The following is a 14,376-nucleotide window of genomic DNA, read 5'->3' as shown; positions in this document are numbered from 1 at the left end:
CATCGGTGCGGTATGTCGTAAAAACCTATCCTCCGTGGTGGATAGTGCGCCGCATAATTGACGTAATCAATGTACTTTGCCATTGCTAGGACATATATGGTGAATATTGCCATTCCCCGACCGAAGACGGGAATTCGAGGACAAGCCTTGCCACAGATATTTAAATCGCCAAACGCCGCCCGGCGGCTCTCCGCAGTCGTTGCCATCATGACCGCAGGCCTTGTTGCCGCAGCACCCGTGGCGAATGCCAATCCGAAAATGGTGGTCGATGTCAAAACCGGCAAGGTGATTTCCCATCAGGAGGCGTTCCGCAAGTGGTATCCGGCCTCGCTGACCAAGCTGATGACCGCCTATATCGCCTTTTCCCAGATGAAGGCCGGCAAGCTCAGCCCGCAGACCGAGGTGGTGATGAGCAAGAAGGCCGCCGACCAGCCGGCCTCGAAAATGTATTTCAAGCCGGGCCAGAAGCTGACGATGGACAGCGCGCTGAAGCTGCTGCTCATCAAATCCGCCAATGACATCGCGGTCGCCATCGCCGAAACCATCGGCGGCACCAGCGAGAATTTCGTGGCGCAGATGAACGCGCAGGCGCAACGGCTGGGCATGAACTCCACCCGTTACGTCAATGCCAACGGATTGCCCGGCAAAGGGCAATATACGACCGCGCGCGATCTTGCCCTTCTGGCCCTGATCATCAAGCGGGAATTCCCGGAATATGCCGGTTATTTCTCTCTCGAGGGCGTTACCACCGGCAAAAAGAACTATGCGAATTTCAACATGCTGGTCGGCCGCTTCGACGGTGCGGACGGCATGAAGACCGGCTTCATCTGTGCGTCCGGTTTCAACCAGGTGTCATCCGCCGTGCGCAACGGCCGTTCGGTTATCACCGTCGTTCTGGGCGCAGACAGCCTTGCCGGTCGAACCGATCAGTCGGCCGATCTTCTGCAGATGGGTCTCACCGCGCCGTCGGGCCAGGGTGTTTCGCTCGCCTCGCTGGCGCCCTATGGCGACACCGGCGAAGTAAACGATGTCAGCGCAGAGATTTGCAATCCGAAGGCAGCCAAGGTGCGCAGCGAAAGCCGCGATGAGGCGGGCCGGATGGTCATCCACTCGCCCTACGTCACGGAAATGACCCGCCCGCCGGAATATTCCTTCGCCGGCCTCATTCCGGGCAGCGAGACAGTGGCGGTCAACACCGTTAAGGGAGCTGCCGGCAAGGGTGAGCTGGCCAACGTGCCTATCCCGATCCCGCGCCCGACATTCTGATTGTCGGCACCGCTCTCTTCAATGGACGAGGGCGGACGCGCTTTGCGGATTGGGTATTCGCAGGCCTGATCTGTTATGATATTACGGTGTCGCTCGCGGTCTCGGGGCCCGGGCGATTTCTGTTTTTATCGCGCGGTTCCGGTTGTGCCGGAGCGGCCCTCAACATACAGGCAAGGCATGTCTCGCGATCGTATACCGGTTTCCATCATCACCGGATTTCTCGGCGCCGGAAAATCGACGCTTCTCAACCGGCTTCTCAAAGACCCTGAGATGAGCGATGCCGCGATCATCATCAATGAATTCGGTGATGTTAGCATCGATCACATGCTGGTTGAAAGCGCAGGCGAGGGGATCATCGAACTCGCGGAAGGCTGCCTGTGCTGCACCGTTCGCGGCGAATTGGTGGATACGCTGGCGGAACTGATGGACGGCATCCAGACCGGCAAGCTGAAGCCGGTGAAACGTGTCGTGATCGAGACCACCGGTCTGGCTGATCCCGCTCCCGTCATGCAATCGGTCATGGGCAACCCGGTGATCGCGCAGAATTTCGTCCTGAATGGCATGGTCACGGTGGTGGATGCCGTGAATGGCCTTTCCACCCTCGACAATCATGAGGAGGCAGTGAAACAGGCGGCCGTGGCAGACCGGCTGGTGATGACGAAGCGCAAGCTTGCCGACGCTTCCGCGATTTCGGCGCTGACGGCGCGTCTTCAGGCCCTCAATCCGCGCGCGACAATCGAGGATGGCGACAAGGCCGACTGGAGTGCTGCGGGACTTCTGGACAACGGCCTTTACGATCCCGGCAGCAAAAATGCCGATGTCGGCCGCTGGCTGGGTGAGGAGGCGGCACATGATCACCACCATCACGACCATGACCACCACGGGCACGGCCATCACCATCATCATGGCGATGATGATGACCATCACCATCACGATGTGAACCGGCACGATGCATCGATCCGCTCTTTCTCGATTGTTCATGACAAGCCGATCAACCCGATGGCGATCGATATGTTCGTGGATTTGCTGCGCTCGGCGCATGGGGAAAAGCTGTTGCGCATGAAAGCCGTCGTCAAGCTGTCGGACAATCCGGACCGGCCGCTTGTGCTGCATGGGGTCCAGAATATTTTCCACACGCCCGAACGCCTCGCAGCCTGGCCGGATCCGTCCGATCAGCGCACGCGCATGGTACTGATCACCAAGGATTTGCCGGAGGCTTTCGTGCAGGACCTGTTTGCCGCCTTCACCGGCGCGCCGGGCATCGACCGGCCGGACAGGCAGGCGATGATGGATAATCCGCTGGCGGTTTCCGGGTTGCGGTTTTAGGGCACGCGATGGCGTTGAAATCGGCGGGTGGGGTTACCCCCCTCTGTCCTGCCGGACATCTCCCCCTCAAGGGGGGAGATCGGGGGAAGCAGCCGCTCGATCCCTCGCAACGTCGGATACCTACGGTCTCTATCGCCAATAGGAATATTAGGGGCAAGCCGCTTGTCGATCTCCCCCCTTGAGGGGGAGATGTCCGGCAGGACAGAGGGGGGTATCCCCGGTGGTGAGCGAACTACCCGCCCTTCACAATCCGAAACCGATGCCCCTTATCCAGCGCAACCGTCTCCATCAACCTATGCCCGTCCTCATTGCACATATGCGCAATATCGATCACGGCCAGCGGATCGGTCGTCTCGACAGTCAAGACATCGCCCGCCTTCAGCGCCGCAAGCTTCTTGCGGCTTCTCAAAACCGGAAGGGGGCATTTAAGCCCCCTCAAATCATAAACGATCTCGGCTGTGCCGCTCATTCCTTGGCCCAGAACTTCCAGAACGGCTTCTTTTCCGGCGCTTCCGGTTGTGGAGCGGCGGAATAGGCGAGCGGGTTCAAAGCCGGAACCGGGATGCCCTGGGCGGCAGTTCCGCCCTGACCGGCCGCTGCAGGCGCTGGGGTGGCGGCGGCAACCATTGTCGGTGCTGCCGGGGCAGGGTTCGATTGCGGAGCGGCGGGCTGAACAGCGGAAGGACGCGGACCGCGCAGGGACGAGGCTGTTGCGGTGGTCGCCGGTGAGGACGACGTGACCTGCTGCGCCTTCTTCTCCATCAGTGCGGCATATTCCGTTTCTTTCATCAGCTTGCCGGCCTTTAGCGCCGAGCCGGTTGGCGCATAGGCAGGTTCGCGGCCCTTGCGCTTTTCGGCGACCAGCGCCTTGCGCTCCGCCTCGCTCGGGTCGTACCAGGCCATGCCGTCATATTTCGACATCGCCTTTTCATAGGCGAGATCGTAGGTCTTCTCGTAGCTCGAAAGCGCACTGACGAGTGCCGGCGGTGTGCTCATGGCCGGGCATTGGGCGGAGGCGTTGAAGCTGCCGCCTTCCGTCTGCTGGTTGAAGACGTATTTCTTCTCGCAGACATTCACTTCCGGCGGGCGTTTGGTCACTTCGAAATTGTCGTAACCGACCTTCAGCATCTTCCAGAATTCGAGATGTTCGCTCTGGCGATGGCGGGCCATGTTTTCCGCCGTCATGCGGAAGGGGAAAGCCTGCAGCTGCACGGTCTTCTGGCCGCCCTTGAAGGCGTCGCGGGCAAAACCGTAGATTTCGAGGATCTGCGCATCCGTCATCGAATAACAGCCGGACGACGAGCAGGCGCCATGGATCATCAGATTGGTGCCGTTGCGGCCATTGGCGGCATCGTAGCGGTTCGGAAAGCCGGTATTGATGGCGAGGTAATATTTCGAGTTCGGATTGAGATGCGCTGGCGTCAGGTTGTAGAAACCTTCCGGCGCCTGCCGGTCGCCTTCCTTCACCTTGGGGCCGAGTTTGCCGGACCATGCGCAAATCTCGTAACCGGCGATCTTTTCGAAACGGTTGTCGCGCCGGGCTTTCCAGATTTCCAAGGCACCTTCTTCCTTGAAGATGCGGATCATGATCGGCGAGGTGCGATCCATGCCCCGCTTGTCGATCTCGGCCAGAATGGACGGAGAAAGCGGGTAATCGACCTTGTTCTTGACGTGGGAGACGTCGCGCTCAACGGTTTCGAGCGTATCGTTGCAGCCGGTGAGAACGAGCGCGGTGCAGGCAAGAAGTGCAAAATGTGTCAAACGCATGATCTGATCCGAAAGACGATGGCACGAAGCGGCGCAAGTTCTACACCAGCACGTGTGTATTTTAAATACGGTATTAACCGTTTACATCTTCTTAACTCAAATCGGATCCGCCCCCGCGGCCGCCGATACATCTTTTGATGTGACCGGACTATGGCCGAGTTGGGGCGATATTCAAGGAAAATAAGGCCGGCGTTAGAGATTCCGGCCGATATCCAGGAACTTCTGGCGGCGTTCGGCGCGCAGCTGCGTGCCCGAGCGCTGCGAAAGATCGGCCAGCGCCTTGGCGATGACATCGCCGGTAGCGCTGATGACGGTTTCCGGATCGCGATGCGCACCACCGATGGGCTCGGGAATGATTCCGTCGATAACGCCGAGCGACTTCAGGTCTTCCGAGGTGATCTTCATATTGGTTGCAGCTTCCTTGGCGCGGGTCGAATCGCGCCAGAGAATGGAAGCAGCACCTTCCGGTGAGATCACCGAATAGATCGCATGTTCGAGCATGTAGACGCGGTTGCCGGTGGCGATCGCAATCGCGCCGCCCGAGCCGCCTTCGCCGATGACGACGGAAACGATCGGCACCTTGACGTTGAGGCACATTTCCGTCGAGCGGGCGATGGCTTCGGCTTGGCCGCGCTCTTCCGCACCAACGCCGGGATAAGCGCCAGCCGTATCGATGAGGGTGACGACCGGCAGCGAGAAACGATCAGCCAGTTCCAGCACGCGGATCGCCTTGCGGTAACCTTCCGGGCGAGGGCTGCCGAAATTGTGCTTCAGGCGGCTTTTGGTGTCGTTGCCCTTTTCCTGGCCGATGATGGCGACGGGCTGACCGTTGAAGCGGGCAAGGCCCGCCTGAATGGCGGCGTCCTCGGAAAATTTACGGTCACCGGCAAGCGGCGTGAAATCCGTGAACAGCGCCTTGGCGTAATCGACGAAATGCGGACGCTGCGGGTGACGCGCGACCTGTGTTTTCTGCCAGGCGTTCAGCTTGGAATAGATGTCCTGCATCGCATCGTTGACGCGCGATTCCAGGCGGTTGATCTCCTCCGAGGTGTCTATGCTCTCGTCTTCATCGGCAAGCTTCTTCAGCTCGATGATCTTGCCCTCAAGGTCCGAGATAGGTTTTTCGAAGTCGAGATAATTGTGCATGAGATCCGTTTCCGATCGTTTTGCGCAAGGTTTGACCGGATTATCCGGCGGTTCCGGTCGCTCTAATCAAGGTTTTTGCCCTGTTTGGCAAGGGGGTGATGTGTTTGTACCAGCTCTTGCAAGCGTTCTTCCAGCACATGTGTATAGATTTGTGTCGTGGAAATGTCGGAATGGCCAAGCAGTTCCTGCACCGCGCGCAGGTCCGCACCGTTCTGCAGAAGGTGGCTGGCAAAGGCATGGCGAAGGACGTGTGGCGATACGGCTGACGGGGTAAGGCCCGCACGAATGGCAATGTCCTTCAGGTCGCGAGCAAAGACCTGTCTCGGCAGATGCCCTTCCTTGCTGTTTGATGGAAACAGCCATGGGCTCTCCGCCGCTTCCGCCTGCTTCGTTGATACCGGCGCGCCGCCTTTCGCCGGGACGAGCGCCTTTCTGGCGGTATCGTATTTTTCCATCGCCTCGATGGCGGTCCGGGAAAGCAGAACCATCCGGTCCTTATTGCCCTTGCCGCGGATCATCAGGAAGCGACCTTCCTGGCGCAGCACCTTGACCGGCAGGGAAACGAGTTCGCTCACACGCATGCCGGTTGCGTAAAGAAGCTCGAGCAGCAGATGCATGCGGATGCGGGCGAGCTGGCCGGGGCCGGTGGTGGCTGCCTCTTCAGCGGCGACGCCGAGAAGCTTCGTCACCTCGGCGACGCTCATCGTCTTCGGCAGGGATAGGCCCTTTTTGGGCGCATCGATGATGCCGGTCGGATCGTCGCTCCGAAGCCCTTCCGAATAAAGGAAACGGTAGAACTGTCGCATGGAGGAAAGGCGTCTTGCCTGCGAGGTGGCGGCAAAGCCCTGAGCGGAAAGATGGGTCAGATAGGCGGAAAGATCCGGGGTGGCTGCTTCGGTCAAAGACTGACCGCGATCACCCAGAAATTCACGCAGATCGGTAAGGTCGCGCTCATAAGAAGAAAGCGTGTTCGTGGCAGCGCCGCGCTCGGCGCTCATCATTTCCAGAAAACTTTCAAGACGCGCGCCGTCGCGCCCTCCCGCCTGCTGTCCGCTCATGGGGTGCGCCTTGCCGGCTCGGCCGCCGGCGGGTTCAGCCGCTCGGAAGGAATGCGCACAGTGACCTCGCGGTCGCGTGGCTGAACGAACATGACGAGCAGCACCATGCCGCCATAGATCAGCCCCGCGATGGTCGCCAGTATCATCGTGAAGCGGAAGAGGGTTGGCATGGCGGCTCCGTGAAGGTGGCAGTCTGAATGTATATGCGGTGCGGCAACAAAGGCGACAAGATCAAAAAGCCAGCGGCTGCCCCGTGCCGCATGCGGCGATGATTGTGATTCAACGCAATTCAGTCAGCAATTTGGCTTGACGCTTCGTAAACATTTGCAGATATCCATGCCAAACGGGCTTTCAAATTTATGAATGAAACGAATTTATCGGTCCCGGCCACACTCGGGGAGCAAGCGCGGGCTAAGCTCGGACGGCGCAACATCGTCTTTGTCGGGCTGATGGGGGCTGGAAAGTCCGCAATCGGCCGCATGGTCGCCCAGCAGCTCAAAGTCTCCTTCATTGACACGGACGTGGAAATCGAGCGGGTTTCGCGCATGACGATAGCCGAGCTTTTCGCCACCTATGGCGAGGAGGAATTCCGGGCGCTGGAAACACGGGTCATCAAGCGGCTGCTGCGCGGCGGTCCCAAGGTCATCTCCACCGGCGGCGGCGCCTTCATCAACGACAATACCCGCCGGCACATCACCCGCGGCAGCATTTCGCTGTGGCTGAAAGCCGATCTCGAGGTGTTGTGGGAGAGGGTCAACAAGCGCGACCATCGCCCGCTTCTCAAGACCGAAAACCCCAGAGCCACGCTCGCGGCGCTAATGGAGAAACGGTATCCGATCTATGCGGAAGCGGATTTGACCATCGAATCCCGCGATGTCCGCAAGGAAATCATCGTGACTGAAGTGCTGGCCGCCATCGCCGGCATCGAACAGAAAGACTTGATGCCATGACGCCTTCTGAAATCCACGCCGACGAACGTCTTGTCCATGTGCCGCTCGGCGAGCGCGCCTATGACATTCTGATCGGCCCGGGCCTGATCGGCAGGGCGGGCGGCGAGATTTCGTCGCGGCTGAAGGGCAGACGCGCCGCTATTATCACCGACGAGCATGTTGCGCCGCTTTACCTCGAAGGCCTGATGGACGGCTTGCAGACGGACGGAATCGAAGCCGTCTCGTTGACCCTGCCGGCGGGCGAGAAGACCAAGAGCTTCGAACATCTGGTCACCGTCTGCGATGCGGTTCTGGCAGCAAGGGTGGAGCGCAACGATGCGGTAATCGCGCTCGGCGGCGGCGTAATCGGCGATCTCGCCGGTTTTGCGGCCGGCATCGTGCGCCGTGGCGTGCGCTTCGTGCAGATACCGACCTCGCTTCTGGCGCAGGTCGATTCCTCCGTCGGCGGCAAGACCGGCATCAACACCCGCCACGGCAAGAACCTCGTCGGCGTTTTCCACCAGCCCGATCTGGTGCTGGCGGATACTGCGGTGCTCGATACGCTGAGCCCACGGGAATTCCGCGCCGGTTACGCCGAAGTGGTGAAATACGGCCTGATCGACAAGCCTGATTTCTTCTCCTGGCTGGAAAAGAACTGGGATGACATCCGTACCGGCGGCCCCGCCCGCATTCAGGCGATCGCAACCAGCTGTCAGGCCAAGGCGGATGTCGTTGTGGCCGACGAGAAGGAAAATGGTGTCCGCGCGCTTTTGAACCTCGGCCACACCTTCGGCCACGCGCTGGAGGCGGCGACCAATTACGACAGCAAGCGGCTGGTGCACGGCGAAGGCGTTGCCATCGGCATGGTTCTGGCGCACCAGTTTTCCGCCCGCCTCAACCTTGCGAGCCCGGACGATGCCGCGCGCGTCGAAGCGCATCTGAAGGCGGTGGGCCTGCCGACGACGATGAAGGATATTCCCGGTGAGTTGCCGCCGGTCGAGACGCTGATGACGGCAATTGCGCAGGACAAGAAGGTCAAGGGCGGCAGGCTGACCTTCATCCTCACTTACGGCATTGGCCAATCCTTTGTGGCCGATGATGTTGCGGCGTCCGAGGTGCAGTCCTTCCTGTCGGAAAAGCATCCGGGGTGAAATGTTGAGCGATACGGTGAGGGCGCCCCCTCATCGCCTCGCTTCGCTCCGGCACTTCTCCCCGACCGGGGAGAAGAACAAGCCGCTTTGGCAATGCCATACGAAACAGCATTGCTGCAGCTGCATTGATGTCTGAGCTTTGAGCACGGCGCTGCCGCAGGTTTTCTTCTCCCCGCCGGGGAGAAGGTGGCCCAAAGGGCCGGATGAGGGAGCTTGCTCGAGGTTTAAAACCGTACCGATTCCCCGGGCGCTGCCACCTCTATGGCAAGCGCATGTAGCCCGGCGTCGAGTTCCGGCTTCAAAACGGCATTGATCGCCCGGTGGCGTTCGACACGTGACTTGCCTGAAAAGCTTTCAGACACTATCTGAACACGCATATGCGTCTCGCCCTCGCCGGTAATATCCGGCTGGTGGCCCGCATGCATATGGCTTTCATCGATCACCGCCAGACGTTCCGGCGAAAAGCTTTGCCGAAGCTTTGTTTCTATGCGTTCTCGCAGGGACATGCGAAGGGCTCCAATCCTGTTGGCTGGTCTTGAAAGGGGGCTACCTAAAAGCCTGCAACATTCCGTTTTGTCAATTCTTGTTGTGCGCCTTTTCGCACCCCATAATCAGGGCATCATGAAACTGGATTCGAAATATTTCGACCGTATCCGTACACGCAGAAAAAGGGACAAGGAACCTGAGGTTCAGGCCCCGACCTGCCAGTGGGATGGATGCGACAAGCCGGGCGTTCACCGCGCACCCGTCGGCCGCAACGCCGAGGGGCAATTCTTCCTGTTCTGTTTTGAGCATGTGAAGGAATACAACAAGGGCTATAATTATTTCTCCGGCCTGTCGGACACCGAGATCGCCCGCTATCAGAAAGAGGCGATTACCGGTCATCGCCCGACCTGGACGGTCGGGGTCAACAAGACGGCGCGTGACAGCCCCCTGCATTCCACGCTGCGTTCGGGCACGGCCGGTGCGAACGCCCGTATCCGTGATCCTTTCGGCTTCACCAGCGGTTTTGCGGGCGGCGCAAGGGCCGGCGGCCAGCGCATGCAGCAGGACCGCAAACTGAAGACGCTGGAGGCAAAAGCCTTCGACACGCTCGGTCTTTCTGCCAGCGCAAAGCAGGAAGAGATAAAAAGGCGCTACAAGGAGCTTGTCAAAAAGCACCATCCTGATGCTAATGGTGGCGATCGTGGTTCGGAAGAACGTTTTCGGGCTGTTGTTCAAGCATATCAATTGTTAAAGCAGTCAGGTTTCTGCTAAGCCAACGTATGTGTTTACCGCCTGATTGATGATGTGGCCGGGTGGCTGCCGCCCGCCTTGGAGACGTGATGAGCAAAATCGACCTTGATATTTCCAACCTGCCCGACACGACGGTGTCCGTGCGGGAGGTTTTCGGCATTGATACGGATCTGCGGGTTCCCGCTTATAGCCAAGGCGATGCCTATGTGCCGGATCTTGATCCCGACTATCTTTTCGACCGCGATACGACACTCGCGATCCTTGCCGGTTTTGCTCATAACCGACGTGTCATGGTCTCCGGCTTCCACGGCACGGGCAAGTCCACCCATATCGAGCAGGTCGCTGCGCGCCTCAACTGGCCCTGCGTTCGCGTCAACCTCGACAGCCATGTCAGCCGTATCGATCTCGTCGGCAAGGACGCCATCGTCCTGAAGGACGGCAAGCAGGTCACCGAATTCAAGGATGGCATCTTGCCCTGGGCTTACCAGCACAATGTCGCGCTCGTCTTCGACGAATACGATGCAGGCCGTCCGGACGTGATGTTCGTCATTCAGCGCGTGCTGGAATCCTCCGGCCGCCTGACGTTGCTTGACCAGAGTCGCGTCATCCGTCCTCACCCGGCCTTCCGCATTTTTGCGACCGCCAACACGGTCGGCCTCGGTGATACGACCGGCCTTTACCACGGCACGCAGCAGATCAACCAGGCGCAGATGGACCGCTGGTCGATCGTCACGACCCTGAACTACCTGCCGCATGAGCAGGAAGTGAACATCATTGCCGCCAAGGTGAAGAGCCTCGACAATCCGAAGGGCCGCGAAACCGTCTCCAAGATGGTGCGTGTGGCCGATCTTACCCGCTCGGCTTTCGTCAATGGCGACCTCTCCACGGTTATGAGCCCGCGTACCGTCATCACCTGGGCGGAAAATGCGGAAATCTTCGGCGATCTCGCCTTTGCCTTCCGCGTGACCTTCCTCAACAAGTGCGACGAACTGGAGCGCACGCTGGTTGCCGAGCAATATCAGCGGGCTTTCGGCGTCGAGCTGAAGGAAAGTGCTGCGAACATTGTTCTCAGCGCCTGATAGTCCCCGGCTTTTCCGGAGAAGATCACCGATGACTTGAAGACGCTGGCGGGCCGCGCATCCATTGATGAGCGGCTCCCACGCGTCGACAAATGACAGGAAAGACAATGGCAGCGCGCGGCGACAATTCCAGAGCAAAACCGGGTACGGCGGTCGATACGGAGCCGTTGCGTCAGGCGATTGCCGGATGCGTGCGATCCGTTGCCGGCGATGCCGAGGTCGAGGTCGTGTTCGCCAATGAGCGGCCCGGCCTTGCCGGCGAGCGCATGCGTCTGCCGGAAATATCCAAGAAACCCACCGCGCAGGAAATCGCCGTCACGCGCGGTCTGGGCGATTCCATGGCGCTGCGCCTTGCCTGCCATGACGCCGACACCCATGCGGTGATGTCGCCGCAAGGGGCAGAAGCGCGGCTGATCTTTGATGCGGTTGAGCAGGCGCGGGTGGAATCCATCGGCGCGCTGCGCATGCCGGGCATGGCTTCCAACATCCAGGCCATGAACACCGAAAAATACGCCAAGGCGAATTTTTCGGGCATCAACAACAAGGATGACGCACCGCTTGCCGAAGCCGTGGCCCTGCTGGTGCGCGAAAAACTGACAGGCGAAAAGCCACCGGCTAGCGCCGGTCAGGTTCTCGATCTGTGGCGCGATTTCATCGAGGACAAGGCCGCTGGCGATCTCAAGGATCTCTCCAGCGTCATCACCGATCAGAAGGCGTTTTCGCGGCTGGTGCGCAAGATGCTGACCTCCATGCAGATGGCGGAGGATTTCGGCGACGAGGATAACGAGCCTGACAGTCAGGAGGCGGAGTCCAACGAGGATCAGCCGCGTACCAACGAGACAGAGGAAGAGCAGGCCGAGGAAGAGGCCGGTTCCGATGCGACGCCGGCCGATGAAAACGAGGCCTCGCAGGAGGAAATGGAAGAAGGCGAGATGGACGGCGCCGAGATGTCGGACGAGGAGATGTCCGATGATCTCGACGAGGATTCCGAGACGCCCGGCGAGACCCGCCGCCCGAACAGCCCCTTCGACGATTTCAACGAAAAGGTCGATTACCGCATCTTTACCCAGGAGTTCGACGAGGAGATCCACGCCGAGGAACTGTGTGACGAAGCCGAGCTTGACCGCCTGCGCGCTTTTCTCGACAAGCAGCTCGCCCACCTTCAGGGCGCCGTCGGGCGTCTGGCGAACCGGCTGCAGCGTCGCCTGATGGCGCAGCAGAACCGTTCGTGGGATTTCGACCTTGAAGAGGGTTATCTCGATCCGGCCCGTCTCGTCAGGCTCATCATCGATCCCATGCAGCCGCTTTCCTTCAAGAAGGAGCGCGACACCCAGTTCCGCGATACCGTCGTTTCGCTCGTCATCGACAATTCCGGTTCGATGCGCGGCCGCCCGATCACCGTTGCAGCCACCTGCGCCGATATTCTGGCGCGCACGCTGGAACGGTCCGGCGTGAAGGTGGAGATTCTCGGCTTCACCACCAAGGCCTGGAAGGGCGGACAGTCGCGCGAGCAATGGCTGGCCAGTGGCAAACCTGCTTCGCCCGGCCGCCTCAATGATTTGCGCCACATCATCTACAAGTCGGCGGATGCCCCGTGGCGGCGGTCGCGGCGCAATCTCGGCCTGATGATGCGCGAAGGCCTGCTGAAGGAAAATATCGACGGCGAGGCGCTGATGTGGGCGCATAACCGCCTGATCGGCCGGCCCGAGCAGCGCAAGATCATGATGATGATTTCGGACGGAGCGCCCGTCGACGATTCGACGCTGTCGGTCAATCCGGGCAACTATCTGGAGCGGCATCTGCGCGCCGTGATCGAGCAGATCGAGACACGGTCGCCGGTGGAACTGCTGGCGATCGGTATCGGCCACGACGTGACGCGTTATTATCGCCGTGCCGTAACCATCGTGGATGCGGACGAGCTGGCCGGTGCGATGACCGAGCAGCTCGCGGCGCTCTTCGAGGATACGAGCAGCGCCTCCGGTTCGTCCCGCAGGGTTCGCCGTGCGGGATAAGCGGAGCCGGGCTTCCCTCTCCTACAAGTCTCTGGTCGTTGCCGCTACCCTGGCGGTCGGCTCGCTTGTTCCGGTTCCGATTGGTGCGTCCACCATCGACGTGCCGGTGAGCGTTCGCCAGCTGTCCGGCTTCGAGGTCGGCACCAGCGCAAAACGTTTCGGCAAGCTGGAATTTATCGGCGGCATGGTGATGAGCGCGCCGGAAAAGCTGTTCGGAGCCATATCTTCCATCCGCTTCCGCCCCAATGGGGAGGACTTTGTTGCGGTGCTGGATACCGGCCACTGGCTGACGGGCAGGGTCATGCGCGATGCAGCCGGCGCGCTGTCCGGGCTTGCTGATGTTCGCATTACCCCCATGCTGGACATGGGCGGGCGCGAACCGCCGCGCAAGATGGAAATGGATGCGGAAGGTCTGGCACTGCGTGGCGGCAAAGTTATCGTCAGCTACGAGCAGCGGCACAGGATCGATATCTATCCCGATCCGGGCTTCGAGACATCGAAACCGCTCGGTCGCCTGCCGCATCTCATCCCCAATAACGAGTTGCGCCATAATGGCGGCATGGAGGCCCTGGCAGTATCGCCGGCCGATTCGCCGCTAGCCGGCGCCTTGGTCGTGGTGGCTGAAAAAAGCATTGATGCTGATGGCAATCTTCTCGCCGCCATATTGGAAGGCCCGCTGAAGGGCACATTCGCCGTCACCCACCACCCCTCATTTGATGTGACGGATGGCGCTTTCTTGCCCAATGGCGATCTGCTGCTGCTGGAGCGCCGGTTCAATTTCGCCGAAGGCGTGGGGATGCGCATCCGCCGCATCCGTGGTGCCGATATCCGGCCGGGTGTTGTGGTGGATGGCGAAATCCTGCTTGAAGCGGGCATGGCCTACCAGATCGACAATATGGAAGGCATGGATGTCGTGAAAGGGCCTGATGGTTCCACGCGCCTCATCATCGTTTCCGATGACAATCACTCGTTCCTCCAGCGCAATCTGATGCTGGAATTCAAGCTGGTGGAGTGAACTTCAGACCGTCTGCGCCGCCTTGTAGGCCGCCATCATATCCTCGACGGGAATGCCGTCGATCTTCATGCCGGTCATTCGGCACCCCGTTATCTGCGCGCCGGACAGGTTTGTGTTGCTCAGCTTCAACCCGGTGAAATTGACGTCATCGATCGACCAGCCGGACATGTTGCTGTCCGTAAACGACGCACCGGAAAAGTTGATGTCGTTGAAGCGTGTGCCGGCCAGATTGACATTGTTGAAGACCGTTCCCGACAAATTGACGTCGTCGAAGCTGGAACCCGAAAGCGTGGCGCTCGTCGCATCTATAATGTCGATGACGTCCTTGATCTGCATGCCGATCTGCCCCCTTAGCCGTGCAACGGACGGCAGACTGCAACGCCACCAGCGG

At 60.0% G+C, this 14,376-nt stretch carries 15 protein-coding genes; 8 read left to right on the top strand and 7 right to left on the bottom strand.

Going from position 1 to position 14,376, the window contains the following annotated elements; genetic code table 11:
• Nucleotides 1–207 precede the first annotated feature (207 nt).
• Nucleotides 208–1,266 carry a D-alanyl-D-alanine carboxypeptidase family protein gene (locus JZY08_RS18725; RefSeq protein WP_216333450.1) on the top strand — a complete coding sequence of 353 codons (1,059 nt, stop codon included), beginning with the start codon at nucleotides 208–210 and terminating at the stop codon, nucleotides 1,264–1,266.
• 177 nt (nucleotides 1,267–1,443) lie between these two features.
• Nucleotides 1,444–2,592 (top strand): GTP-binding protein, encoded by a 1,149-nt coding sequence (locus JZY08_RS18720; RefSeq protein ID WP_216333110.1) that lies wholly within the window; start codon nucleotides 1,444–1,446, stop codon nucleotides 2,590–2,592.
• 232 nt (nucleotides 2,593–2,824) lie between these two features.
• Here JZY08_RS18720 and JZY08_RS18715 read toward each other — a convergent pair whose 3' ends face one another.
• The 5 genes from JZY08_RS18715 to JZY08_RS18695 form a co-directional block, all read right to left on the bottom strand.
• Entirely contained in the window at nucleotides 2,825–3,061 is a 237-nt protein-coding gene (locus tag JZY08_RS18715) for a sulfurtransferase TusA family protein (RefSeq protein WP_216333108.1), read from the bottom strand.
• Nucleotides 3,058–4,359 (bottom strand): L,D-transpeptidase family protein, encoded by a 1,302-nt coding sequence (locus JZY08_RS18710; protein ID WP_003497519.1) that lies wholly within the window; start codon nucleotides 4,357–4,359, stop codon nucleotides 3,058–3,060. Before JZY08_RS18710 ends, JZY08_RS18715 begins: the two co-directional genes overlap by 4 nt.
• A gap of 192 nt (nucleotides 4,360–4,551) precedes the next feature.
• The gene (locus tag JZY08_RS18705) at nucleotides 4,552–5,505 is read right to left on the bottom strand and encodes an acetyl-CoA carboxylase carboxyltransferase subunit alpha (RefSeq protein WP_003497510.1); all 954 of its coding nucleotides are present in this window, start codon (nucleotides 5,503–5,505) and stop codon (nucleotides 4,552–4,554) included.
• 62 nt (nucleotides 5,506–5,567) lie between these two features.
• The gene (gene xerD, locus JZY08_RS18700; protein ID WP_216333106.1) at nucleotides 5,568–6,563 is read right to left on the bottom strand and encodes a site-specific tyrosine recombinase XerD; all 996 of its coding nucleotides are present in this window, start codon (nucleotides 6,561–6,563) and stop codon (nucleotides 5,568–5,570) included.
• Nucleotides 6,560–6,733: a histidine kinase gene (locus JZY08_RS18695; RefSeq protein WP_082185432.1), complete on the bottom strand. Its 174-nt coding sequence runs from the start codon at nucleotides 6,731–6,733 to the stop codon at nucleotides 6,560–6,562. Before JZY08_RS18695 ends, xerD begins: the two co-directional genes overlap by 4 nt.
• 189 nt (nucleotides 6,734–6,922) lie before the next feature.
• On the opposite strand from JZY08_RS18695, the gene JZY08_RS18690 reads away from it, so the two are divergent.
• Together JZY08_RS18690 and aroB are read left to right on the top strand one after the other, a co-directional pair.
• Entirely contained in the window at nucleotides 6,923–7,513 is a 591-nt protein-coding gene (locus JZY08_RS18690; RefSeq protein WP_137039172.1) for a shikimate kinase, read from the top strand.
• Nucleotides 7,510–8,643: a 3-dehydroquinate synthase gene (gene aroB, locus JZY08_RS18685; RefSeq protein ID WP_216333105.1), complete on the top strand. Its 1,134-nt coding sequence runs from the start codon at nucleotides 7,510–7,512 to the stop codon at nucleotides 8,641–8,643. Before JZY08_RS18690 ends, aroB begins: the two co-directional genes overlap by 4 nt.
• A gap of 224 nt (nucleotides 8,644–8,867) precedes the next feature.
• On the opposite strand, the gene JZY08_RS18680 is transcribed toward aroB, so the two are convergent.
• Entirely contained in the window at nucleotides 8,868–9,149 is a 282-nt protein-coding gene (locus JZY08_RS18680; RefSeq protein ID WP_003497482.1) for a BolA family transcriptional regulator, read from the bottom strand.
• 115 nt (nucleotides 9,150–9,264) lie between these two features.
• Between JZY08_RS18680 and JZY08_RS18675 the strand changes: the two genes are divergently transcribed.
• The 4 genes from JZY08_RS18675 to JZY08_RS18660 all read left to right on the top strand — a co-directional run bounded on the left by JZY08_RS18675 (nucleotide 9,265) and on the right by JZY08_RS18660 (nucleotide 13,985).
• On the top strand, nucleotides 9,265–9,900 hold the full coding sequence (locus tag JZY08_RS18675) for a J domain-containing protein (RefSeq protein ID WP_035243249.1): 636 nt from the start codon (nucleotides 9,265–9,267) through the stop codon (nucleotides 9,898–9,900).
• Nucleotides 9,901–9,968: 68 nt separating this feature from the next.
• The gene (cobS, locus tag JZY08_RS18670) at nucleotides 9,969–10,958 is read left to right on the top strand and encodes a cobaltochelatase subunit CobS (protein ID WP_003509875.1); all 990 of its coding nucleotides are present in this window, start codon (nucleotides 9,969–9,971) and stop codon (nucleotides 10,956–10,958) included.
• Between the two features lie 107 nt (nucleotides 10,959–11,065).
• On the top strand, nucleotides 11,066–12,970 hold the full coding sequence (gene cobT / locus JZY08_RS18665) for a cobaltochelatase subunit CobT (protein WP_216333104.1): 1,905 nt from the start codon (nucleotides 11,066–11,068) through the stop codon (nucleotides 12,968–12,970).
• Nucleotides 12,960–13,985 carry an esterase-like activity of phytase family protein gene (locus tag JZY08_RS18660; protein ID WP_216333103.1) on the top strand — a complete coding sequence of 342 codons (1,026 nt, stop codon included), beginning with the start codon at nucleotides 12,960–12,962 and terminating at the stop codon, nucleotides 13,983–13,985. Before cobT ends, JZY08_RS18660 begins: the two co-directional genes overlap by 11 nt.
• 3 nt (nucleotides 13,986–13,988) lie before the next feature.
• On the opposite strand, the gene JZY08_RS18655 is transcribed toward JZY08_RS18660, so the two are convergent.
• Nucleotides 13,989–14,321 carry a pentapeptide repeat-containing protein gene (locus JZY08_RS18655; protein WP_216333102.1) on the bottom strand — a complete coding sequence of 111 codons (333 nt, stop codon included), beginning with the start codon at nucleotides 14,319–14,321 and terminating at the stop codon, nucleotides 13,989–13,991.
• Nucleotides 14,322–14,376 lie beyond the last annotated feature (55 nt).

This window comes from Rhizobium sp. X9 (assembly GCF_018873185.1).
In the GTDB taxonomy this organism is placed as follows: domain Bacteria; phylum Pseudomonadota; class Alphaproteobacteria; order Rhizobiales; family Rhizobiaceae; genus Agrobacterium; species Agrobacterium oryzihabitans.
This window is presented reverse-complemented; position numbering and strand designations above follow the sequence as displayed.